We start from the raw sequence: 24,664 nt of genomic DNA on the forward strand, positions 1-24,664 counted from the left end.
CAATGTTGGCGCATGTCGCCATCAGGCAAAAAGCCGGGTCGAGATTCTCCGCACGGAGAACTTCGATACCCGGCCCATACGCACGGCGCTGACAGACCCCTGCCCGCGCCGCGCGCCATGCACGCTTTACTTCTTGTCGTTCACTTCCTTCACTTCGGCGTCAACGACGTTGTCGTCATGCGGCTTGCCTTGCTCAGCACCGGCAGCACCAGCGGCGCCTGCCTGAGCCTGCATGTCGGCGTACATCTTTTCGCCGAGCTTCTGGCTCACAGTACTCAACGCTTCGACCTTGGCATCGATATCTGCCTTGTCCGAACCGCGCAGTGCGCCTTCAAGTGCCGTGATGGCCGATTCGATCGCTTCTTTTTCCGAAGCCTCGATCTTGTCGCCGTACTCGGTCAGTGCCTTGCGGGTGCTATGCACCAGTGCGTCACCCTGGTTACGAGAGTCGGCCAGCTCGCGCGCCTTGTTGTCTTCCTCGGCGTTGATTTCGGCGTCCTTGACCATCTGCTCGATTTCAGCGTCCGACAGACCCGAGTTCGCCTTGATGACGATCTTGTTTTCCTTGCCGGTGGCCTTGTCCTTCGCGCCCACGTGCAGAATGCCGTTGGCATCGATGTCGAAGGTCACTTCGATCTGCGGCGTGCCGCGTGCGGCCGGCGGGATGCCCTCGAGGTTGAACTCGCCAAGCGACTTGTTGCCGGCGGCCATCTGGCGCTCACCCTGGAACACCTTGATCGTCACGGCCGGCTGGTTGTCGTCGGCCGTCGAGAACACTTGCGAGTGCTTCGTCGGGATCGTGGTGTTCTTCGAGATCATCTTGGTCATCACACCGCCCATCGTCTCGATACCCAGCGACAGCGGGGTCACGTCGAGCAGCAGCACGTCCTTGCGATCGCCCGAGAGCACCGACCCTTGAATCGAGGCACCAGCGGCCACGGCTTCGTCCGGGTTCACGTCCTTACGCGGGTCTTTGCCGAAGAACTCCTTCACCTTCTCTTGCACCTTCGGCATACGCGTCATACCGCCGACCAGAATCACGTCGTCGATATCGCTCACCTTCACGCCGGCATCCTTGATGGCCATGCGGCAAGGTTCGATCGTGCGCTCGATCAGGTCTTCGACCAAAGCTTCGAGCTTGGCGCGCGTGATCTTCAGGTTCAAGTGCTTCGGGCCCGAGGCGTCGGCCGTGATGTACGGCAGATTGATTTCGGTCTGCTGGCTCGACGACAGTTCGATCTTGGCCTTTTCAGCGGCTTCCTTCAGGCGTTGCAGCGCCAGAACGTCCTTCGACAGGTCGACGCCTTGTTCCTTCTTGAACTCGCCGATGATGTAGTCGATGATGCGCTGGTCGAAGTCTTCACCGCCCAGGAACGTGTCACCGTTGGTCGACAGCACTTCGAACTGGTGCTCGCCATCCACGTCGGCGATTTCGATGATCGAGATGTCGAACGTGCCGCCACCCAGGTCATACACGGCAATCTTGCGGTCGCCGCCTTCTTTCTTGTCCAGACCGAAAGCCAGTGCGGCAGCGGTCGGCTCGTTGATGATGCGCTTGACTTCCAGACCGGCGATGCGGCCTGCGTCCTTGGTAGCTTGGCGCTGGCTGTCGTTGAAGTACGCCGGCACCGTGATCACGGCTTCCGTGACCGGCTCGCCCAGGTAGTCTTCGGCGGTCTTCTTCATCTTGCGCAGCACTTCGGCGGAAACTTGCGGCGGGGCCAGTTTCTGGTCGCGCGCTTCCACCCAGGCGTCGCCGTTGTCGGCCTTGACGATCTTGTAGGGCATCAGGCCGATGTCCTTCTGCACTTCTTTTTCTTCGAAGCGGCGGCCGATCAGGCGCTTGACCGCGTACAGCGTGTTGCGCGGGTTGGTCACTGCCTGGCGCTTGGCCGGGGCGCCCACCAGGATCTCGCCGTCTTCCACGTAAGCGATGATCGACGGGGTGGTGCGTGCACCTTCCGCGTTTTCAATGATCTTGACCTGATTGCCTTCCATCACGGCCACGCACGAGTTCGTGGTGCCCAAGTCGATACCGATAATCTTGCCCATAAAATTTCTCCTAGCGTCCTTTGCGTCTTTCCGTCAGGCCTGTGGCCCGTTCAATTCATTGATCTGCACGACATATGGGTGCCGCGCGGTGCTTTTCAAGACCCTTCTTGCGGTCCGGTTTTGCCCCCCGCCGCCGCGATTTTCTCGCGGGCGGCGGCCACCGCCAGCCGGAACTGGGGCAGGCCCTGCCAGCCGGTCGCCCGGCCCAGCTTCTTACCGTGATGAAAGAAGAAGAGCGTCGGCACCCCGTGCAGCGCAAACCGCTTGCCCAGCGCCATATCGGCGTAGACGTTGGCGTGAAACCAGCACAAATCCAGCGCCTCGATGGCCTCGCGCTGCGCCACCATGGTCTTCTTGGCAACTTCGCAGTTAAAGCAATCGACACCCCAGAAAAACACCACGGCGAGTCCGTTGCCCGCCGCCAGCAAGCCCTCGTCGAACGTGGCAGACGTCAGCTCGCGCATCGAGAATGCCTCGAATGCCGTGCCATCCACGCCGCTCATGCCCGGAAGATCGCTTGCCATAGTGTCGTTTTCCAGCGAATTCGCCGCCCATCCTGAAAAAACCAAAGCTTGCCATGATGTCATGACAAGCTTCGTGACTGCTTACACCGGCATTGCCCGTTTTTTAGGCAGATTTTGCCGACATATTTCCGGCTTACTTGCCTGCGGCAACGGTCACCAGCGCCGGGCGCAGCACGCGATCGGCAATCAGGTAACCCTTTTGCAGCACTTGCACGACGGTGTTCGGCTCTTGCTCGGCCGGCACCATCGAGATGGCCTGATGTTGATGCGGGTCGAACTTGGCACCTGCCGGGTCGATCACGCTGACGCGGCCGCGCTCGAGCGCCGACAGCAGTTGGCGCAGCGTGAGTTCCACGCCTTCGTGCAGCTTGGTCACGTCGCCGCTCTTGTCGGCGGCGGCGGCTTCGAGGCTGTCGATCACCGGCAGCAGGTTCTCGGCAAAGCTCTCGACGGCGAATTTGTGCGCTTTGGTCACATCGTCTTGCGACCGGCGGCGGATGTTCTCGGTCTCGGCACGAGCACGCAGGAGCTGGTCACGCAGATCGGCGGCTTCGGCCTGTGCCGCAAGCAGCAGCGTTTCGACCGAGGGCAGCGCGTCGGTCGCGCCCGCAGCATCGGTCGGGGCCGCGTCGGCCTGGGACGGAATCGGCTGATCGGGAGTGTTTTGCTGTTCAGTCATGAGAATGAGTCGTCAAAAGGTTCTTGCAGCGCACCACGACGATGCGCCGCCGGTTCAAATCCCTTTGGATAGTAGGGGCGTTCACACCGATTTCAAGAGTGGGTGGGCATTCTGTGCCCCGTGTCGGTGCGCGCCGCGTGCCGAAAAATATCCGGTTACACGCGTTACGAGTCCTCTATTGTATCGGCCGTTGCTGCGACCTAACATGAATTACGGTCCAGCCAGAAGTTGTGCCGAACCTGGACCCGGTCGCTCGCCGGACTCCCCCCGTTGTCCAGTCGAGTGTTTTGTAGCGTTAGGAGCGCATCATGAAGCTGCCACTGGCTGTCGTCTTCATCCTTGCGTTGGTGACGATGGTAACGATCACGATCTGCCTGTCCGGTGCAGTGACCCGGCGCGACACCGAATACGGTGGCGTGCGCGCGGTGCTGAATCACTACGTCGACATGCCGGGCGTGCCGGCCCATCAGTCCTCCAACGGGTTGCCCACACGCTGATTCTGGTTCATTTCCGCTCCCCCAAAACGTCCGCCGCCGTGCAATTTGCCGGCGGCGGCGTTCGTTCGGGTGGAGAACACGGATGATTCCCCGCTTTTTCGTGGATTATTCGCCCAAACCGCCCATGCGGCGGCGGTCGCGCTTGGTCGGGCGGCCGTGAATCTGGGCGGCGGGCTCCTGAAACAGTTGTCGCCGCTCACTTTCCTCGGCACGGGCACGAATACTCGCTTCCGTCTCTTCATAGAGCGATTGAGCGATGGGCGCAGAGCCTCGCACTTCGGCAATCGCCTTGATGCGCACTTCCCAGCGCGTGCTGCCGTTGTCGACGCTCAGCACGTCGCCCGGACGCACATCGCGCGCCGGTTTGACTTTCGCCTCGTTACACGTCACGCGGCCTCGATCCACGGCTTGCGTGGCCAGCGAACGCGTCTTGAAAAAACGGGCGGCCCACAGCCATTTGTCGATACGCGTGGCGGCGTGGGGGGAATCATCGACCTTCACCGTCATGCACGTGCTCCCGGGTTGGCCGCCGCGTTCGCTTCGTCGAACGCCGCCACCGCCGCCACCTGACGCGCCCGAGTGGACGCCGCAGCCGCCGCAGCAGCATCGGCCTGCCCTTCGGGCGACAGCACCGGCCAGCCTTGCAGGTTGCGCGCCGCGATCTCGCCGAGCGCGGTAATCCACGCGCTTGCGCCGTTCAGACACGGAATGAAGTGGAACGCCTTGCCGCCCGCCGAAAGATACGCGTGGCGGCCTTCCATGTTGATTTCCTCGAGCGTCTCGAGGCAGTCGGACGTAAAACCCGGGCAGAACACGTCCACGCGCGGGGTGCCGCCACGGCCCAACTCTTCGAGCGTGGGGGCCGTGTAAGGCTGAAGCCATTCCGCTTTGCCGAAGCGCGATTGGAACGTGAGACGGCAAGTGGTCTCATCCAGGCCGAGCGCCGCCGCCAGCAGCCGCGCAGTCTTCACGCACTGGTCGTGATACGGATCGCCCAAATCGAGCGTACGGCGCGGTACACCGTGGAAACTCAGCAACAGACGTTCGCCAGCCGCAAAATCGGGACGGCCGTGTTGCAGCCAATAGCCTTCGACTTGCTGGCGCAGGGCTTCGATGTAGGCGGGATGGTCGTGATAATCGCGCACCGTGCGCACGTCGGGCTGGTTGCGCAGGCGCGCCAGCACGCGGTAGACGGCATCGGTGGCGGTGGCCGTGGTGCTGCTCGAATACTGCGGGTAAAGCGGCAGCAGCAGAATTCGCTCGACGCCGCTCTGACGCAGCGCGCGAATACGGTCCGGAATCGACGGATTGCCGTAGCGCATCGCGTAATCGACGATCACGTCGTAATCGTTGGCGTGCAGCAGGTTGCGCAGCGCGGTCGTCTGATGCTCGGTGTTGACCTTGAGCGGCGAGCCTTCGCGCGTCCAGACGGTGGCGTACTTCTGCGCCGACTGACGCGAGCGGAACGGCAGAATCACCAACCGCAGCAGCGGTTGCCAGATAAGCGGGGGAATTTCAACGACGCGCGGGTCGGACAAAAACTCGCGCAGGTATCGGCGCACGGCCGCCGGACGCGGCTCGTCGGGGGTGCCGAGGTTGATCAGCAGAACGGCGGTCTTGCCGGACTGGCCATGCGAAATAGGTTCGGGATCGAAGCGCATGAAGCGTACTTTACCGCAAACCGGGACGAAATCCGGCGGCGTCGCGGGCACCCGCCACCGCCCGCAGGCAAGCGGGGCGGTGACGAGCGGCGATCGATGTCAGCCGTGCGAGTGCTCATCCTCACGCGCCGGGCGATGTTCCGCCGACGGCTGCTGCGCCTCGCGGGCGGGGGCGTGTGCCTCAGGCTTGTTCTCCCTCGGCGCCGATTGCGGATGCGGTGCAGGCTGCGGACGCTCTTGCGGTTGCGGACGCGGTGCCGGTTGCGGGCGTTCCTGAGGTTGAGGTTGAGGATGCGGTTGCGGTGCCGCCTGCGGGCGCTCTTGCGGCTGCGCACGTTCCTGAGGTTGCGGGCGCGGTGCGGCCTGCGGATGCTCCTGAGGTTGCGGTTGCGGACGCGGATGCACGCGCTCTTGCGGCTGCGCCTGCGGTTGGAACGGCTGCGGTTCCGGGCGCTGCATCGCCGGATTCGACTGATATTGCTGCGGACGACGTGCAGGTTCTGCCTCGTTCTGCTCCGGACGCTGCGACTGCACGGCCGGGTTCTGACGGCGCGTCTGCATGTCGCGCTGCGCCGCATCGTGCCCCGGTTGGTTGGGTTGTCCCTGCTGCGCAGGGGCGACCGGCTGACCGCCTTCTCCACGGACGGCAGGTTGTTCCGGACGGCCCATTTGTCCTGTTGGCTCCGAACGGCCCGGCGGATGCGGCACGCCCTGCGGCGTCGCCTGCCCCACCGCCCCGGCGGGTGGCATCACGCGTTGATTCGGCTGCCCCAGATAGCCAGGGTGTCCCGGCACACCGGGTTCGCCTGCACGGTTAGGCACGCCGGGCTGCCCGGGTACGCCGGGTTCGCCCGCACGATTCGGAACCCCCGGCTGTCCGGGTACGCCGGGTTGACCGGGCACGCCCGGTTGTCCCGGAATGCCCGGCTGCCCAGGCGCACCAAATTGTCCCCGCTCTCCCGGCACGCCATGCATCGCCGGAACCGCCCCGGTAGCCGATTGCGCGCCGGTCGCGCCGATCGGTGCACCGACCGGTCCACGGGTCCCGACCACCGTTACATGCGGCTGAGTCCGCGCTTGCGGCGCAGCCCCCGGCCCCGGTCGGTTGTTCGGCGTGAAGGCCAGCGGCGTACCGCCCGCATTGGGGACGGCATGCAGATTACTGGTCAATTCACGCGACGCCACCGGACGCTGCACCGGCGCACGCGTGGCGAGCACAGGGCGGTTGAAAGCAGCCATCGGCGGCACACCGGCGGCCGGACGGCTATTCCCGACCAAACTCTGCTGTACCGGCGCGACGCCCGGGGTATTACCCACGCGCCAATTCTGCCCAGCGCGCGGCGCAGCCAATGCCGTCGGCGCACCCACCGGGCGGCCCTGCACGAAGGCTTGTGCAGGCATCGTCGACACGGCACCCCGCACGTTGCGGTTCACGTAGATGTTGTTGATGTTCGTGACGTTATGGACGTTGTTGATGTTGTTGATGTTGGTCGTGCTGATCACCGTCGAGCGATTGATGTTGGTGACGTACGACGAGCTGGCGTGATAAGCCGGGCGATACGGATCGTGCGGTCCGAGCGCGAACCACGCCAAACCGACACCACCGGCGGCGAACGCCACGCCCCATTGATTCCCGCCGCTGCTGCCGCCGACCCAGCCGACGAGCGCTGGCGCATACACCGGACGCACCGCCACGGGCCCCGGCACCCAGCACCAGCGCGTATCGACATAGGCCCAGCGGCCATAGTGATAAGGCGCGAAGCCCCACGGCGCTTCGTCCACCCAAGTCCAGCCCCACGGGTCGACCCAGACCCAGTGCCCCGTGCGATACGGTGCCCAGCCAGCGGGCACGCTCGACGGCACCCAAACGGCGCCATAGGTCGGCGTGTCCTGCCACGAGCCATAGTCGTCGAGGCTTTCAAAGCCGGTCATGTCGCGCGGTACGTAGCGCGCCGACACCGACGCGTCTTCACGCGCGTCGCGCTCGCGCACCCACTGATCGAACGTGTCGGCCGCGAGCGGTCCGGTCGGCTGCTGCAAGAGATTCTGTCCGGTGAAAGCCACGCGCTGTCCCCGGCCCAGCGGCACCGAGGCCCCCTGTCCGTACACGGTGCCCGCGCCTTGCCACACGCTGACCGTCGTTACGCCGTTCGGATCCACGTCGATGCGATACTCGCCAGCCTGCTGCGGCACGAACGCAAGATTAGGGGTATCGATTTCGTAAGGCTGGTTGGGATCGTAGCTTCGCAGACGCAAGCCGACCGTGCCTTGCGTTACGTTCAGTTGCACATTCTGGTCGGTCACCGCCGACAGGGTGACGCTGGTCGACGCGCCGATGCGCACGGCCGTGCCGCCCACGTGCATTTCGGCACGGCTGTTGCGATCGACCCAGACGGCATCGCCGGTCGTGAGCGGCCGGTTGCGGTCGGCGTAGCGCCAGTCGTCGGTCCCGGCGGGCGCGTAGGTCACCGTGCCGTCGAACTCGCCGAGACGGGCCACACGCCCAGGCGGGTCGGCGCTCTGCGCTTGCGCCAGCGCTGGTGCGACCAGCGCACCGAGGGCGCCGAACATCAGTCCGGTGCCGAGAAAGCGAACCATCGTCCGCCATGAATTCAGGGGTTTCATACCGACTCCCGGCCCATCCGGCGGGCCTAGTCAAGCTAGCGTGTGCTGCGTGCCGCCTTGTTGTTCTGTCCGAATCCTTTGGCGAGTCCATCCACCCACTTCCGCCCAGTCACCCCGCCATAAGGGACACCTTGAGCGTAAGCCCGCCGTCTGTGACAGCGTGTAAAGGAATGCTACGGGTTTGTAACGCGAAAGCGCCAGGCGTGCACGGGAAATGCCGAACGCGGCGGAAAGTAGCGGGATCGACGCGGGGCAATCGAACCACCGCCCCCTGCGTTCAATGCTGGCTAAGCGCGTTCGAGAGCAGCTTGGCCGTGATGTCGACGATCGGAATCACGCGTTCGTACGCCATGCGTGTCGGGCCGATCACGCCCAGCGTGCCGACCACTTCGCCGTCCACCTCGTAAGGGGCGGTCACCACGGTCATCTCTTCGATCGGCACCAGGCTCGATTCGCCGCCGATAAAGATCTGCACCCCTTGCGCCCGGCTCGATACGTCGAGCAGTTGCAGCAGACCGGTCTTCGACTCGAACACATCGAACAGCTTGCGCAGCCGCTCCATATTGGAGGAGAGATCTTCCACGCCGAGCAGATTTCGCTCGCCGGAGATGAGCACACTCTCTTCGCGCGTGGTGTCCGCCATGGCGTCGCTGCCCGCGTCGACGGCGGCTTGCATCAGGGCGCTCATGTCAGAGCGCAATGCGTCGAGTTCGCCACGCAAGTAAGCGCGCACATCGTCAAAGCTTTGACCGCCGAAGTGGGCATTCAGGTAATTGCCCGCTTCGACCAGTTGCGCTGGCGAATAGTCTTTTTCGGTCAGGATGATGCGGTTCTGCACATCGCCATCGGGCGTCACGATGATGAGCAGCACCCGCTTTTCGGACAAACGCAGAAATTCGATCTGGCGGAAAACTTGGCTGCGCCGCGGCGTGAGTACCACGCCCGCGAATTGCGACAAGTTCGACAGCACTTGCGCAGCGGAGGCCACCAGTTGCTGCGGCCCGGCCGGTTGCAGGCGGTTTTGCACTTGCGACGCCAGGCGGTGCACGGCGTCTTCGAGCGGACGCACCGAAAGCATAGTGTCGACGAAGAGCCGGTAGGCGCGTGGCGTGGGAATGCGTCCGGCGGACGTATGAGGGCTGGCGACGAAGCCTAGCGCCTCGAGGTCGGCCATCACGTTGCGGATGGTCGCCGGGGAGAGATCGAGTCCTGAGTAACGGGAGAGCGTGCGCGAACCGACCGGCTGGCCATCGGCGATGTACCGTTCGATCAGGGTTTTGAGGAGAGTCTGCGCACGTTGATCTAGCATGGCAAAAATTGTAACGCGAAAAGAGAGCACGCGGCGTCTGGCGCGCACGCCTGTCGGGCCAATGGCACAGCCAGACATTGCGCGGGGAACGCGTTGGTTGCTGTCATCGACTTATGGTGTAATGGCGGCATGAAAACAGGGAGCCCTTTCAAGACCGTAGCGCTCGTCGGGAAGTATCACGCCGACGGCGTTGCCGAACCTTTGCTCACGCTAGCGGCATGCATTGCCCAGCGGGGCCATCACGTTGTCTTCGAGCGCGATACGGCGCACAACATCGGCGCCGCTGCCGACCCGTACGGCACGCTCGACATTCAGGAAATCGGTACGCAGGCAGATGTCGCCGTCGTGGTGGGTGGCGACGGCACGATGCTCGGCGTCGGCCGTCAACTCGCCGCCTCGGGCGTGCCGCTCATCGGCGTGAACCACGGCCGCGTGGGTTTTATCACGGATATTCCGCTCGACGACATGCGTCAGGTGGTGCCCGCGATGCTCGAAGGCCATTTCGAAGCCGAGCAGCGCACGCTGCTCGCCGCACGCATCGATCGCGATGGCCAGACGCTGTTCGAGACGCTCGCCTTCAACGACGTGGTGGTGAACCGCTCGGGCATCTCGGGCATGGTGGAACTGCGCGTGGATGTCGACGGGCGCTTTATGTACAAGCAGCGCTCGGACGGCCTGATCGTCGCCACGCCGACCGGCTCGACGGCTTACGCGCTTTCCGCTTCCGGTCCGATCCTGCATCCGCGCCTCGGCGGCGTGGTGCTCGTGCCGATCGCCCCGCATGCGTTGTCGAACCGGCCGATCGTGTTGCCGGACTCCAGCGATATCGTGATTACGATCACGGGCGGGCGCGAAGTCGGTGCCAACTTCGACATGCAGTCGTTTGCGGAACTGCGTCAGGGTGACAAGATTCTGGTGAGCCGCTCGGCGCATCAGGTCACGTTTCTGCACCCGGTGGGCTACAACTACTACGCGACGCTGCGCCGCAAGCTGCACTGGAACGAACATATTTCGGACGAAGACACGCCGCAGAACTGATCCGCACCCACGCCACCCAACCCGGTGGCGTGTGTTTTTGTGCGCAGGTCGCGCACGCGCGGGCGACGCATGCGGCCTCCCGTTCGTCGCAAAGTCCCCTTATCATTGACGCTTCCCGCTGGCCCGCCGGGCCGGTGTCCGAATGTCAGGCACCCGATACCCCATGCTACGCAGTCTCTCGATTCGCGATTTCGTGATCGTCGATCGTCTCGATCTGGAATTCTCCGCCGGTTTCACGGTGTTCTCCGGCGAGACCGGTGCTGGTAAGTCGATTCTGATCGATGCGCTCGCGCTGGCCATGGGCGAGCGCGGCGACGCGAGCATGGTGCGCACCGGTCAAACGCGCGCGGACATTACGGCGGAATTTGCGGCGGACGCCGAGGCGCGTCCAGATCTTGAAGCGTGGCTGCAAGCGCAGGCGCTCACGCTGGAGGAACACGGCGGCGTGTTGCTGCGTCGCGTGCTCGATACGAGCGGCCGCTCGCGGGCGTTCATCAACGGCACACCGGCCACGCTCACCCAATTGCGTGAACTCGGCGAGATGCTGGTGGATATTCACGGGCAGCACGCGCATCAACAATTGCTGCGCCCCGATGCGCAGCGCCGCCTGCTCGACTCGCACGCAGCAGCCACTGCACTGGCCGCCGATACGGCCGCCGCGCACAAGGAATGGCGGCGTCTCGTGAAGCGCTGCGAAGAGGCCCAAGGGCGCGACCGCGAACTGCAACTGGAGCGCGAGCGCCTCGAATGGCAGACAGCGGAACTGGACAAGCTCGGGCCGCAGGAAGGCGAGTGGGACGACGTCAACGCGGAACACCGTCGCCTCTCGCACGCTGCGAGTTTGATTAACGGTGTGCAAGGCGCACTCGATGCGCTGGCCGAAGCGGACGGGGCGATTGTGCCGTCGCTCGGGCACGTGGTGCATCAGATTCGCGAACTGGCGGAAATCGATACCGGGCTTGCCGACGCGCTCGCCGCGTTGGAGCCTGCCGAAATTCAACTCCGTGAAGCCGTGCACTCGCTCTCGCATTACGCACAACGCATCGATCTCGATCCGGAGCGGCTGGCGGTGGTCGAGCAACGGCTCGACGCGCTGCACTCGGCGGCGCGCAAGTTCCGCGTGACACCGGAGAACCTGCCCGCCGAGCACGCCGAACGCCGCGCACAACTCGAAGAACTGACGGCGTCGCAGGACACCGCCGCCATGCAGGCCGCGGCCGATGCGGCGCATGCGGCGTATCTCGAACTCGCGAAATCGCTGTCGAAGGCGCGTGCGAAAGCCGCCGCCTCGTTGTCGCGCGAAGTCACCCGCGCGATGCAAGATCTCTCGATGCCCGGCGGACGCTTCGAAGTCGCCATTACCCCTGCCGCAGAACCGCAATCCTTCGGGCTGGAGACCATCGAGTTTCTGGTCGCCGGTCACCCCGGCGTGCCGACGCGTCCACTTGCGAAAGTCGCCTCGGGCGGCGAACTCGCGCGTATCAGCCTCGCGCTGCAAGTTATCGCGAGCAGCGCCAGCCTCACGCCGACGCTGATCTTCGATGAAGTGGACTCGGGCATTGGCGGCGCTGTGGCCGAAGTCGTCGGACGCTTGCTGCGTGAACTCGGCCAAGGCCGACAAGTGCTCTGCGTCACGCACCTACCGCAAGTTGCGGCACTCGGCCATCAACACCTGCGTGTGAAGAAGCGCAGCGATGGCGATACCACCATGAGCGAGATCGAACCGCTCAATCGCACTGAACGTGTAGAGGAAATCGCACGCATGCTGGGCGGCGTTGAAATCACCGCCACCACGCGCAAACACGCTCGGGAAATGCTGGCGCTTTAATCAAAGCGCTCATCACACCGCACACGCTGTCCTCCGAGCCGGACCGGGGCCCTTTCTCGCTGCTCAGACAGTGTTCAACTCGCCTCGAGAAAGGGCCCCGATCCGTCTCCGCAATCGCCCATAAAAAACGCCGGGGATCACCCGGCGTCTCGCTTTCCCACTCGCTTTCGATTCGATCGGGCTGCCGTGCTTATACCGGCCCTGCGTTCGCGAAGACGGAATCCCACAGCGCGATCACCGCGCCACGTTCCGTCTCCACATCCGCTACCGGTACCCTCGCCGCTTCCACGCCATCCAAGCGCAACTTGTGTTGACGCTTGCGATACGTCCGGTACGCCGCTGCTGCCTCATCCGCCAGCTTGGCGTCGATCAGCCCCAATTGCGCGGCCTCTCTCAACAACGCGATATTGCCCGCGTTGCGCAACAGCGCCGGATGCGCGCCCGAATGCAGCAAGACCAAATACTGCACCGTGAACTCGATGTCCACCATGCCGCCCCGGTCATGCTTCAAATCGAACAACTGCGTCGGGTTCGGATGCCCCTCCAACACCTTGCGGCGCATCGCGACAATCTCTTGCGCCAACGGCAGCGCCTCGCGCGGCGTCGCCAGCACTTGCTTGCGAATGTCCTCGAACGTCGCACCAATCGCCTCGTCGCCCGCACAGAACCGCGCACGCGTGAGCGCCTGATGCTCCCACACCCACGCCGTATTCGCATTCCCCTCTCGGAACTGATACTGGCGGAAGCTCTCGATGTTCGTCACCAACAACCCCGACAAACCGTTCGGGCGCAGCCGCAAATCCACATCGAACAACATGCCCGCGCCCGTGTGCGTGGTCAGCCACGTCACGAAACGGCGCGCCAATGCTGCATACGCATCCGGGGCGCGATCGTCGTCATCGTCGTAAAGGAAGATCAAGTCGAGATCGGACGCGTAACCCAATTCCTTGCCGCCCAACTTGCCGTACGCAATCACGGAGAAACGCGGCACCTCGCGATGACGCGTCGCCACGTGCGGCCAGACAGTCGCAATCGTCACGTCGACAATCACGTCTGCCAATTCGGATAGCCGGTCGCCAATCGCCTCGACCGACAACGTGCCCTGCAAATCGAGCAACAGAATGCGGAAGACCTCGGCATGGTGCGCACGCCGCAAGATATCCATCTGCACTTCGACGTTACCGATGGCACCCGAGGCGTTCAGGCTCAGCAACAACTGTGTCTTGAACGACGGCCAGTCGAACGGGGCGGCCAAGGCCTCGTCGTCCAACAACTCGTCGAGCAACTGCGGATGGCTGATCAGATACCCCGCCGCCCAGCGCGAGCCAGCCAATACCTTCACCACGCGCTCCAACGCGCGCGGATATTCGGTGAGCAATGCCAGATACGAACTGCGGCGGCTAATGGTCGAGAGCAAGTCGAGCATGCGCGCGAGCACGGCATCGGCTTCCTTCGTACCCGACGCGCCCTCCACGGCCCGCTGCACCAACTGATCGAAGCGCCGACGGCTGGTCTCGTTGAGCGCCTTGTAACGCGATGACGTCCACACCGCGCGCAAACGATCCAGTGCGCCCTCGGCATCGGTGAAGCCCAAGCGCGTGAGCTGGTTGCCCAAGTCGCCGGTCTGCGCCTCGTCGGCCAGACACTCGCTCCACAACTCCGGCGGACACTCGCAATCGCCCTCGCCCGCCGCACCGCCCTTCTGCGCGCTGGCGTTCGCTTTGTCGGCGAATATCTCGTCGAACTGCGCCGCCACAAACTCGCGATGCTCGTCGAGCACGGTCATGAACGCCGTCTCGTCGGGAAAGCCCATCGCCTTCGCCACCGCGAGACGGTCGTCTCCCGGCATCGGCAAGATATGCGTCTGCGCATCGTCGAGATACTGAATTCGGTGCTCGAGTTTGCGCAAGAAAACATAAGCGTTCGCCAACGCGTCGGCCACACTCTGCGCCAGCCAGCCACGCCGCGCCGCCACACCCAGCACGGCCAACGTCGGGCGCACACGCAGCTCCGGCTCCTGTCCGCCCCGAATCAGTTGGAAAACCTGCGCGGAAAATTCGACCTCGCGAATCCCGCCGCGTCCCAACTTGATGTCGTTGATACGCGCCGGTTTGGCACGCGCACGGCGCTCGGCCTCGTGGCGAATCTGCTCGTGCAACGCGCGAATGGCGCCGATCACGCCGTAATCGAGATAACGGCGGAAGACGAACGGCTGCACCAGCGACGACAACAGGCGCTCGATGCGCTTGCCCGGCTCGCTCGCGACCTCGGACACCAAGCGGCCCTTGATCCAGGCGTAGCGCTCCCACTCCCGGCCCTGCACATAGAAATACTCTTCGAGCATCGGCAGACTGCACACGAGCGGCCCCGAATCGCCATTCGGGCGCAGCCGCATATCCACCCGGAATACATAGCCGTCGGGCGTCAATTCCGAAATCAGGCCGATCAGCTTGCGGCCGAGCTTGGTGAAGAACTCATGATTGGAGAGCAGACGCAGCCCTGCGCCATCGCTGCCATCGGGTGCCGTCGTGTCGCCATCGTCTTCGTAAAGGAAGATCAGATCGATGTCCGACGAAACATTCAGTTCGCGCCCGCCGAGCTTGCCCATGCCGACGACGCCCAGCGTCTGACGTTCCCCCTCGGTATTGCGCGGCACGCCGTGAATCGCCTCCAACTCGCGCGACAGCACAGCAATGCCCGCCTGCACGGCGAATTCGGCGAGCGCCGTCATGGCGCCGGTCACTTCCGCCAACTCGGCGCGACCGTCGAGATCGCGCTGCATCACGGCGCACAACGCTTCGACACGCAGCACGCGCAAAGCCCGCGTAAGCCCGGCCTCGTCGATACCAGTCACGCCGGACGGCTGATCGGGCGGCGTGAGCATCACCCCGGCAATGGCTTCGAAACGCCGCGCAAGCCAACGCGCGTCAACGGGATGCTCACTCAGATCAGGCAGTGCCTCGGCCAGCGCAGGGCGGCTTGCCAACATGCGCGCGGCGTAACGGGAGTAAGTCTGGATATCGGTCTGAATTTCAGGTGAACTCACTGGCGGGGTTCCGGTCAGCAATGAGAATGGAGACACACAATGTCTGTCGGCGAGACGGCAACACGCACCTTTGGACACCACGCCGCGAACTTTCACGGGCTTGCGGGAGCTTTCGCCCGCTTACCCGTGCGAAATTAAACGGCGGAACACCTGTCTGTTTGTACGACGCTCCACCCGTCGAACCGCCATGGGCTTGTGTTACAGTCTTTGCCACAGAAACTACCACATTCCCTCGTAGACGAGCAGCATGACCGACCGTAAGCCGCCTGCCTCGCCCATTGCGACCCGGTCCTGGTTCTCGTCACTGCCTCGCGGCATACGCTTGGGCCTGGAATGGCTGCTGGCGCTCATCGTGGTCGTGTATTTCGGACTTGGTGCCGTTGTACTCGCAACCCGGTACGTGATCCTCCCCCGTGTCTCGGACTACCGCCCTCAAATCGAGGCGGCAGCGTCGCGCGCGCTCGGCCTGCCCGTCACCATCGGCAAGATCGACGCCGTCTGGCGCGGCTGGCATCCCTATCTGACGCTCGAAGACGTGCGCATTCAGCACGCGGTCGCGCCTGCACAACCGGCGTCGCGGACCCGTGCTTCCCGCAGCAACACGAAACCGGCGCCGCAAACCGCATCGGCGGCGATTGCGGCTAGCGCCGCTGGCGCTGCGTCGGCCCCCTCGGCCCCCTCCGATACCGCGACCTATGCCCCCCCCGGCGCGCCGCCGCCCGTCGAACCCGGCCTCACGCTGCATCGCCTGGACGCCGTGCTGTCGTGGACCAGCCTCGTCCATCTCGACGTGCGCCTCTCGAGCCTCACGCTCTATCAGCCGGACCTCAGCGTCGAGCGGCTCGCCGACGGCTCGATCCTCGTGGCGGGCATGCCGGTCTCGGGGGGCGGCAGCGACGCGGATACCCGCGCGACCGACTGGCTCATGCGTCAGGCCCGCGTCATGATTCGCGGCGGCACAGTGCGCTGGCGCGACGCCACCCGCCCTGTGCCGGAAGTCGTCGTCACGAACGTGAACGCCATGCTGCGCAATCGCGGACTGGAACATCGCTTCGGCATGCAAGCGACGCCGCCCGCCGGGATGGTCGCCCCGCTCGACATTCGCGCGCGCTTCACGAACCCGCTCTTCGCTCGCCCCGGTGAACTCAAACGCTGGCGCGGGGAAATTTATGCGGATGTCGGCACGATCGATCTCGCCGAACTCGCCCAACACGTCGATCTTCCCGGCGAACACGACGCCCGCGACACCCGCGGACGCGTCGCCGCGCGCGCATGGGTGAGTTTCGACAACGGCAACATCACCGGCGCCACCGTGCGCGCCGCCGGGGAAAACACGTCGGCACAACTCGCCGACGATCTGCCGCCGCTGTCGTTCGACGCAACACAGGGCCGGATCGATATCACCCGCATCGGCCCGCAAGCCGACAGCGGCTGGAATTGGCGGGTGCGCGAGCTCACGCTTGCGGCCGCCGGACGCCCCACGCTCGACGTGCCCGACATGCACGGCAGCTACGCCCCGGCCACCGGCGATCACGGCTTGCACGTGACATTGGCCGGTCAGCGCTTCGACATCGGCGCGGCCATGGCGCTCGTGCCCGCGCTGCCGATCGACAAATCGACACGCGACACGCTTGCCAGCTTCCAGCCGCGCGGCCGACTCGCTAACTTCGACATGAGCTATCAGGCGCCGAAGCCCCACGGCACGGGGAACTGGCGCGATCTGCCCGGCATTCGGCAATTGCCGCCCGAGCGCGATCGCTATCGCGTGGTCGCCGACTTCGAAGACGCCGGTATCGACAGCCTGCCCAACCCGAACCCGCCGCCGCGCAACGGTGGCCCCAACGCCGGACGCCCGGGGTTCTCGCATCTGAGCGGTCATATCGAAGCCGACCAATCGCGCGGCAGCCTCACGTTGAATTCGAAGGGGACGGTGCTCGACTTCCCGGGCCGCTTCGATCAGCCTCGCATCGCCCTCGACACGCTCACCGCGCGTACGAGTTGGCGCGTCTCGCACCCCGTGACGAAGCGCGATGCCCCTGCCGAGGTGCACGTGCGCGTCGATTCGCTGCATCTGCAAAATGCCGAACTGACCGGCGACGTGAGCGGCACTTGGCAGAACGGCGGCAAGGGCAACGGCATCGTCGACCTGAAAGGCACGATTACGCGCGCGAATGCCAATGCGGTGCCGCGCTACCTGCCCACCGATATCGGCGCAAGCGTGCGCGACTATCTACAACGCGCGCTGGTTGCCGGTACAGTGCAAAACGCGCCGTTTGCCGTGCAAGGCGATCTGGAAGACTTCCCCTACGAAAAAGGTCACGGCAAGTTCCGTATCGACATTCCGCTGGTCGACGTGACATTCAATCCGTCGCCGCTGCGCCCGGGGCATACGGAAGTCTGGCCCGCGTTCGAGAAGGTGCGCGGCAATCTGCGCTTCGATGCCGACAAGCTGCACATCGCCATCGATTCCGGTTCGATCTACGGGGTAACGCTCACGCAAGTGGTGGGTGATATCGACAAGATCGGCCAGGAAGATTCGACGCTGGCGCTCAAGGGCGACGCCCGTGGCCCGGCAGCGGACTTCGTGAAGTATCTGAATTCGAGTCCGGTCGGTCACTGGATCGGCGACTTCACCGACGAAACGCGTGCGAACGGCAACGCGCAGCTTTCCTTGCAGCTTTCGATGCCGCTGGAACACACCGACCGCTCGAAGGTCAGCGGCCGCGCCAAATTCCTGCGTAATGACATCGCGCTGATCAACGGGCTGCCGACGTTCGGGGCTGTCGACGGCGAACTCGCGTTCACCGAGCACGGCATCTCGCTCGACAACTTGCGCGGCACCTTCCTCGGCGGCGATGTGCGCGCGTCGGGCGGCAGCCGCGACGACGGCACCATCGCGCTGAATGTGGCCGGAACGATGAGCGCACAAGGGCTGCGCGAGAACCGCGAAAACGCCACGCTCGCCCAGCTTGCGAAACGCATGACCGGGGCCACGCCTTATACGGCGGTCGTCACCGTGCGGCAGGGCATGACAGACGTGGCCGTGCAATCGACGCTCGCCGGTCTCGCGGTGAATCTGCCCGCACCGCTGGGCAAGAGTGCCGACGTGTCGCTGCCCGCGCGCTTCTCGCTGCGTCCGCAGCCGAACCCCGGCGGGCGTCGGATCGACATGCTCGACTTCGCGATCGGCAGCGTGCAAGGCAACTACGTGCAACAGCGCAACGGCAATCGCGTGGAAGTATTGCGTGGCGGCATCGGCATCAACCAGCCAGTGCCCGCGCCGCGCGAAGGCGTACAGGCCACGGCGCAGTTCGACACGCTCGACGTGGACGCATGGCGCAGCGTCATCGCCTCGCTCGCGACGGATGCTACGACGCCAGGCACGCAAGGCACACCGCCCGCGCCCGCCGAGACGGCCGCTGCCGCACGCGAGGAATTCGGTGCTTTGACGCCGTATCTGCCGACACGTTTGGCCTTGCATGCGAAGCAAGTGCGGCTGATGTCACGCGTGTGGCCGGAACTGGTGCTGGGCGCGCAGCGCAACGACCGCGACTGGCAAGTGAGCCTCGCGTCCGATCTGGTCTCTGGCTTTGCCGAATGGCATGCCCCGGATGCCAAGAACCCGTCGGGTGCGATCCGTGCTCGGTTGGCCAAACTGGTGATCCCCAAGGAAGAGCACGGCGACGATGTGCTGACCCAGGTGCTCGACGAGCCGAGCGACGAATTCCCGGCGATCGACGTCGTCGCCAACGATTTCGTGTTGCGCGACAAGCCGCTCGGACGCCTGCAACTGAACGCGCACAACGATCTCGAAGACGGCGTGCCGGTCTGGCAACTCACCAAGCTGGAATTGAGCAATAGTGCCGCCACGCTCGATGTCACGGGCAATTGGCGCACGTCGCGCCGACGCGCTGCGACCGCTGCGGCCGACGAAGACGTGCCGCGCCGTACGGTGCTCGACTTCAATCTCGACGTGAAGAATGGCGGTGCCCTGCTCGACCGGCTGGGCCTGCCCAAGACGCTCAAGGACGGCTCGGGCACGGTCTCGGGCCGCTTCGGTTGGCGCGGCGGGCCAGACGCCATCGACTATCCGACGCTCGGCGGCAAGGTCAAGATCGATTTGAAGCGCGGCCAGATTCTGAAGGCGGACCCGGGCCTGGCGAAACTGCTGGGCATTCTGTCGGTGCAAACGCTCGCCAAAATCCTCACGTTCGACTTCAACAGCGTGGTGGGCAGCGGCCTGCCGTTCGACAACATCGACGGCAACGCGACGATGCAGGCGGGCGTGGCGAGCACCGACGATCTGACGATTCATGCCAATGCGGCGACGATCAAGATCGACGGTCACACCGATCTGGCGCGCGAAACGCAGGATCTGAACGTGCTGGTGCTGCCGAAGATCAATGCCGCGTCGGCCTCGCTGGCATGGGCGATCATCAATCCGGCGCTAGGGATCGGCTCGTTCTTCGCGCAGTTGGCGCTGGGCGAACAGCTCTCGCGTACGCTCTCGACGACGTATCACGTGACGGGTTCGTGGGATAACCCCGTCATCGGACAGGCGAGCGGCAATCAGAGTAAGATCGATCCATCCCCGGAAACCCGGCCCGAAGCCCAGAACACCGGCACGCCCAACGGGCTGCACGGTAACTGAGCCGGCTTTGAGAGCGTCTTTTCAGCCACTTCATGACGAGCCCCGATAGTTCTGCCACCCGCGCCGCGAGCCTCGCCCCGGCACGCGTGGCCGCAGTGCAAATGGTCAGCGCCCCCGACGTCACCCGCAATCTGCAAGACGCCGGGCGCTTGGTCGCCGAAGCGGCCGACGCTGGCGCGCAACTGGTGCTGCTGCCTGAGTACTTCTGCTACATGGGCCAGCGCGACACCGACAAACTTTCCCTGCGCGAACAACCCGGTCAGGGTCCGATTCAGGACTTTCTGGCGGAAACGGCACGCCGCAACAACGTCTGGCTGATCGGCGGCACGCTGCCGCTGGCCGCCCCCGAGCCCGACCGTGTTCTGAACACCACGCTCGTTTATGGCCCGGACGGCGCACAAGCGGCGCGCTACGACAAGATTCACCTGTTTAATTTCGTCAAAGGCGAAGAGGCTTACGACGAAGCCCGGACCATTCGTCCCGGCGAAACCGTACGCGCGTTTGAAGCGCCGTTTGGCCGCGTGGGCCTGTCGGTCTGCTACGACCTGCGTTTTCCCGAGTTGTACCGTGCGATGGGCGACTGTACGCTCATGGTCGTACCCGCCGCCTTCACTTACACGACGGGGCGCGCGCACTGGGAATTGCTGTTGCGAGCGCGCGCCGTCGAAAACCAATGTTACGTGCTGGCGTCCGCGCAGGGCGGACACCACGACAACGGGCGGCGCACCTGGGGGCATTCGATGCTGATCGATCCGTGGGGCGAGATCGTCGCCCAACGTGAAGACGACGGCGCCGGCGTAGTCGTCGGCGACATCGACCCGGCACGGCTCGCCGCCGTGCGCCAAAGCCTGCCCGCCTTGCGGCATCGCGTATTGGGTGCGCAAGCATCCTGCGAGTCCGCCACGCCGGCTGCGCTAGGTTGACATCGCGCCATCCGTCCCCATATTCCGAACATATTTCCTTGGCCTGACACCGCATGAAAATCATCGAACCCGGCATTCAGAACCTGGCCACCGCGCGTGAGTTGCTGCTCACCCCGTATGGCCTCGACGAAACCCATCTGCAACGCGCACTCGGCGACATCTTCACGCACCGCGTGGACTATGCCGACCTGTACTTCCAGTACACGCGCAGCGAAGCGTGGAGTCTCGAAGAAGGCATCGTCAAGTCCGGCTCGTTCTCGATCGATCAAGGCGTGGGGGTTCGCGCCATCGTGGGCGACCGCACGGCCTTTGCCTACTCGGACGACATCTCCGACATCGCGCTCAAGGAAGCCGCCGCCGCCACGCGCAGCATCGCTACCGCTGGCCGTGGCCGCGTGAAAGTGGGCAGCAAGCTCGCGAACGTCTCTGGCCGCGCGCTTTATCTGCCGTCGGACCCGCTGGCCTCGCTCGACGCGAACGGCAAGGTCGCGCTGCTCGAGCGCATCGAAAAACTCGCTCGCGCCCGCGATCCGCGTGTGTCGCAGGTGATGGCCGGTCTGGCCGGTGAATACGATGTGGTGCTCGTGGCCCGCAGCGACGGCGTGATCGCCGCCGACGTGCGCCCGCTGGTGCGCGTCTCGGTCACGGTGATCGTCGAGTCGAACGGCAAACGCGAAATCGGCAACAGCGGTGGCGGTGCCCGTCTCGACTACGGCTACTTCACCGACGATCTGCTCGAAAAGTACGTCAAGGAAGCTGTCGACGGCGCCATCATCAAGCTCGACGCCCGCCCGGCCCCGGCCGGTGCGATGACTGTGGTGCTTGGACCGGGCTGGCCGGGTGTGCTGCTGCACGAAGCGATCGGCCACGGCCTGGAAGGCGACTTCAACCGCAAGGGCTCGTCGGCGTTCTCTGGACGTCTGGGCGAGCGTGTTGCCGCCAAGGGCGTGACCGTGGTCGACGACGGTACGCTGTCGAACCGCCGCGGCTCGCTCAATATCGACGACGAAGGCAACCCCACGCAGTGCACGACGCTCATCGAAGACGGCATTCTGAAGGGCTATATGCAAGACAGCCTGAACGCCCGCCTGATGAAGATGCCGGTGACCGGCAACGGCCGCCGCGAGTCGTACGCCGCGCTGCCGATGCCGCGCATGACGAATACCTACATGCTTGGCGGCGACAAAGACCCCGAAGAAATCATCGCCTCGGTCAAGCACGGCCTGTACGCGGTGAACTTCGGCGGCGGTCAGGTCGACATCACCAACGGCAAGTTCGTGTTCTCGATGTCCGAGGCTTACATGATCGAAGACGGCAAGATCACGTACCCGGTCAAGGGCGCGACGCTGATCGGTAACGGTCCGGAATCGCTCAAGGACGTGACCATGATCGGTAACGACATGGCGCTCGACTCGGGCGTGGGCGTGTGCGGCAAGGAAGGCCAAAGCGTGCCGGTCGGCGTGGGCCAGCCGACGCTGCGCATGGAAAACATGACCGTGGGTGGTACGGCGTAAGTCGGGACCACACGACAGAAGACCGTCGCCACAGCGCGCCACGGCTTCTGTTGGTCGAATGCCACGCATAAGATTGCGCACTGCAAAAAATGCGTGAAGCTTAGCAAAGCGCCCGGGTCAAACCGGGTGTTTTTGCATGATTTCGAAATATCAGGAATTTTCGACGCATTTCACACCAATGAAATGCAATATTTCCGCGCGTTTTTGCGCGGTTTAGCGCAGAGTCACGGTTGCAGCGTCATCCGATTCGGCGTATAAAGTTGTTTCTGTGCACGGCGAAAGCCTGCGATGCAACGACAGACACCCTTCATGACCGCCAATAAGTTTTACTTTTACTTTTTTGCGAATCTCACACCGCTGGCGGAAGGAGAGGGGCAGTTGCAGCAGTAAGCACCGAAACGAATCCTGAAAAACCGCCAGCGAGTCTGGCGGTTTTTTTTTTGACCCGCATTCCCGAGAAACGAACCGCAGTCCGAACTGCCCAGGAGAAAAACCATGCCTCCCCACAACACCGATGACGTCCGTATTCGTGAGCTCAAGGAACTGACGCCCCCGGCGCACCTGATTCGCGAATACCCCTGCTCGGAGAAGAGCGCGGACCTCATCCACCGCTCGCGCGGCGCCATCCACCGCGTGTTGCACGGCATGGAAGACCGTCTCGTCGTCATCATCGGCCCGTGCTCGATCCACGATCCGAAAGCGGCCATGGAATACGCCGCACGTCTGGTCGAACAGCGTGAACGCCTCAAGGGCGAGCTCGAAATCGTGATGCGCGTGTACTTCGAAAAGCCGCGCACGACGGTGGGCTGGAAGGGTCTGATCAACGACCCGCACATGGACAACAGCTTCAAGATCAACGACGGCCTGCGCCTTGCGCGCGAGCTGCTCGCCCAAATCAACGAGTTGGGTCTGCCCGCTGGCACCGAATACCTCGACATGATCAGCCCGCAATACATCGCGGATCTGGTGTCGTGGGGCGCCATCGGTGCGCGTACGACCGAATCGCAGGTGCACCGCGAACTGGCTTCCGGCCTGTCGTGCCCGGTCGGCTTCAAGAACGGCACCGACGGCAACGTGAAGATCGCGGTCGACGCCATCAAGGCCGCATCGCAGCCGCACCATTTCCTGTCGGTCACCAAGGGCGGCCACTCGGCGATCGTCTCGACCGCGGGCAATGAAGACTGCCACCTGATTCTGCGCGGCGGCAAAGCGCCGAACTACGACGCAGCCAGCGTACAGACGGCGTGTGAAGACATCGCCAAGTCGGGTCTGGCAGCGCGCGTGATGATCGACGCCTCGCACGCCAACAGTCAGAAGAAGCACGAGAACCAGATTCCGGTTTGCGAAGACATCGCACGCCAGATCGCCGGTGGCGACGACCGCATCATCGGCGTGATGGTCGAATCGCACCTCGTGGCGGGCCGTCAGGACCACGTGCCGGGCAAGCCGCTGACCTACGGTCAGAGCATCACCGACGCCTGCATCAACTGGGAAGACAGCCTCGGCGTGCTCGACACGCTCGCCGAAGCCGTGCGTGCCCGCCGTCTGGCACGCGGCTCGGGGAACTGAGCCGGTAGGAAGTATCGCTGGCGCACCGCCCTCGGCGTACGTTGATGGCACGACAGCAAAACAAAAACCCGGTCGATGCGAGACAGCACGACCGGGTTTTCTTTTGCGTCGGCGGCGCCCGGCGTCGTACCGAGCCGCCTCAAGCTGTATCAGGCTTCGCCGCTATCGCGCTCGCGCTGCCACAGCACGTCGCTGCCGCCACCGGCACGGTTGAGCACGCGCGCCAGCACGAACATCAGGTCCGACAGACGGTTGATGTACTGACGCGGGGCCGGTCCGACCGTCTCTTCTGCGCCGAGCGCCACCATTGCGCGCTCCGCACGGCGGGCCACGGTACGTACCACGTGAGCCAGCGCCGCCGCCCGCGTCCCACCGGGCAGAATGAATTCTTTGAGCGGCGGCAGCGCCTCGTTGTAATGCGCTAACCAGCCGTCGAGCCGGATTACATGGGCGTCGCCCAGCAACGTGTGACGCGGCGTACTGAGTTCGCCGCCGAGATCGAACAGATCGTGCTGAATGGCGACCAGCACGTCGCGCACGTCCGTCGGCAGGTCTTCACACAACAACACCCCGATATGCGAATTGGTCTCGTCGACCTCGCCGATGGCGACGATGCGCAGGCTATGTTTGTCGACGTGGGCACCGTTGCCCAGACCGGTTCTGCCGCCATCGCCCGTTCGCGTGACGATCTTGCTCAAACGATTCCCCATCTTGCGATACCTGCTCCTTGCGGCATGCCATGCCCGCC

At 64.3% G+C, this 24,664-nt stretch carries 16 protein-coding genes; 7 read left to right on the forward strand and 9 right to left on the reverse strand.

Annotated elements, in window-relative coordinates; genetic code table 11:
* Nucleotides 1-126 precede the first annotated feature (126 nt).
* The 3 genes from dnaK to grpE form a co-directional block, all read right to left on the reverse strand.
* Nucleotides 127-2,052, reverse strand: a complete 1,926-nt coding sequence (gene dnaK / locus PPN31114_RS16830; RefSeq protein WP_150680665.1) for a molecular chaperone DnaK — start codon at nucleotides 2,050-2,052, stop codon at nucleotides 127-129.
* 95 nt (nucleotides 2,053-2,147) lie between these two features.
* Complete coding sequence (locus tag PPN31114_RS16835; protein ID WP_246182606.1) at nucleotides 2,148-2,576, reverse strand: thioredoxin family protein; 429 nt, start codon at nucleotides 2,574-2,576, stop codon at nucleotides 2,148-2,150.
* A gap of 133 nt (nucleotides 2,577-2,709) precedes the next feature.
* Nucleotides 2,710-3,255 (reverse strand): nucleotide exchange factor GrpE, encoded by a 546-nt coding sequence (gene grpE / locus PPN31114_RS16840; protein ID WP_150680666.1) that lies wholly within the window; start codon nucleotides 3,253-3,255, stop codon nucleotides 2,710-2,712.
* A gap of 308 nt (nucleotides 3,256-3,563) precedes the next feature.
* On the opposite strand from grpE, the gene PPN31114_RS16845 reads away from it, so the two are divergent.
* Complete coding sequence (locus tag PPN31114_RS16845; protein WP_306439732.1) at nucleotides 3,564-3,752, forward strand: hypothetical protein; 189 nt, start codon at nucleotides 3,564-3,566, stop codon at nucleotides 3,750-3,752.
* A gap of 105 nt (nucleotides 3,753-3,857) precedes the next feature.
* On the opposite strand, the gene PPN31114_RS16850 is transcribed toward PPN31114_RS16845, so the two are convergent.
* The 4 genes from PPN31114_RS16850 to hrcA form a co-directional block, all read right to left on the reverse strand.
* On the reverse strand, nucleotides 3,858-4,259 hold the full coding sequence (locus PPN31114_RS16850) for an RNA-binding S4 domain-containing protein (protein WP_150680667.1): 402 nt from the start codon (nucleotides 4,257-4,259) through the stop codon (nucleotides 3,858-3,860).
* Complete coding sequence (gene hemH, locus PPN31114_RS16855; RefSeq protein ID WP_150680668.1) at nucleotides 4,256-5,413, reverse strand: ferrochelatase; 1,158 nt, start codon at nucleotides 5,411-5,413, stop codon at nucleotides 4,256-4,258. Before hemH ends, PPN31114_RS16850 begins: the two co-directional genes overlap by 4 nt.
* Before the next feature lie 99 nt (nucleotides 5,414-5,512).
* Nucleotides 5,513-8,038 (reverse strand): DUF6600 domain-containing protein, encoded by a 2,526-nt coding sequence (locus PPN31114_RS16860; RefSeq protein ID WP_150680669.1) that lies wholly within the window; start codon nucleotides 8,036-8,038, stop codon nucleotides 5,513-5,515.
* Between the two features lie 277 nt (nucleotides 8,039-8,315).
* Nucleotides 8,316-9,347 (reverse strand): heat-inducible transcriptional repressor HrcA, encoded by a 1,032-nt coding sequence (gene hrcA / locus PPN31114_RS16865; protein WP_150680670.1) that lies wholly within the window; start codon nucleotides 9,345-9,347, stop codon nucleotides 8,316-8,318.
* Nucleotides 9,348-9,476: 129 nt separating this feature from the next.
* Between hrcA and PPN31114_RS16870 the strand changes: the two genes are divergently transcribed.
* Together PPN31114_RS16870 and recN are read left to right on the forward strand one after the other, a co-directional pair.
* On the forward strand, nucleotides 9,477-10,385 hold the full coding sequence (locus PPN31114_RS16870) for an NAD kinase (protein WP_150680671.1): 909 nt from the start codon (nucleotides 9,477-9,479) through the stop codon (nucleotides 10,383-10,385).
* A 163-nt stretch (nucleotides 10,386-10,548) separates the two neighbouring features.
* Nucleotides 10,549-12,213, forward strand: a complete 1,665-nt coding sequence (gene recN / locus PPN31114_RS16875; RefSeq protein ID WP_150680672.1) for a DNA repair protein RecN — start codon at nucleotides 10,549-10,551, stop codon at nucleotides 12,211-12,213.
* Nucleotides 12,214-12,403: 190 nt separating this feature from the next.
* Here recN and glnE read toward each other — a convergent pair whose 3' ends face one another.
* A complete protein-coding gene (gene glnE, locus PPN31114_RS16880; protein WP_150680673.1) occupies nucleotides 12,404-15,259 on the reverse strand; it encodes a bifunctional [glutamate--ammonia ligase]-adenylyl-L-tyrosine phosphorylase/[glutamate--ammonia-ligase] adenylyltransferase in 2,856 nt (951 codons plus the stop codon).
* A 247-nt stretch (nucleotides 15,260-15,506) separates the two neighbouring features.
* Here glnE and PPN31114_RS16885 point away from each other — a divergent pair, with 247 nt between their 5' ends.
* The 4 genes from PPN31114_RS16885 (at nucleotide 15,507) to aroG (ending at nucleotide 23,916) form a co-directional block, all read left to right on the forward strand.
* The gene (locus PPN31114_RS16885; RefSeq protein WP_150680674.1) at nucleotides 15,507-19,910 is read left to right on the forward strand and encodes a YhdP family protein; all 4,404 of its coding nucleotides are present in this window, start codon (nucleotides 15,507-15,509) and stop codon (nucleotides 19,908-19,910) included.
* A gap of 32 nt (nucleotides 19,911-19,942) precedes the next feature.
* A complete protein-coding gene (locus tag PPN31114_RS16890; protein ID WP_150680675.1) occupies nucleotides 19,943-20,833 on the forward strand; it encodes a carbon-nitrogen hydrolase family protein in 891 nt (296 codons plus the stop codon).
* A gap of 53 nt (nucleotides 20,834-20,886) precedes the next feature.
* Nucleotides 20,887-22,347 (forward strand): metalloprotease TldD, encoded by a 1,461-nt coding sequence (gene tldD, locus PPN31114_RS16895; RefSeq protein WP_150680676.1) that lies wholly within the window; start codon nucleotides 20,887-20,889, stop codon nucleotides 22,345-22,347.
* A gap of 495 nt (nucleotides 22,348-22,842) precedes the next feature.
* Nucleotides 22,843-23,916 carry a 3-deoxy-7-phosphoheptulonate synthase AroG gene (gene aroG / locus PPN31114_RS16900; protein WP_150680677.1) on the forward strand — a complete coding sequence of 358 codons (1,074 nt, stop codon included), beginning with the start codon at nucleotides 22,843-22,845 and terminating at the stop codon, nucleotides 23,914-23,916.
* A 149-nt stretch (nucleotides 23,917-24,065) separates the two neighbouring features.
* Here aroG and PPN31114_RS16905 read toward each other — a convergent pair whose 3' ends face one another.
* Nucleotides 24,066-24,626, reverse strand: coding sequence for a cob(I)yrinic acid a,c-diamide adenosyltransferase (locus PPN31114_RS16905; protein ID WP_150680678.1), 561 nt, complete (start codon nucleotides 24,624-24,626; stop codon nucleotides 24,066-24,068).
* Nucleotides 24,627-24,664: the final 38 nt, after the last annotated feature.

Origin of the sequence: Pandoraea pneumonica, from assembly GCF_902459645.1 — a bacterium.
GTDB classification, from domain to species: Bacteria; Pseudomonadota; Gammaproteobacteria; order Burkholderiales; family Burkholderiaceae; genus Pandoraea; species Pandoraea pneumonica.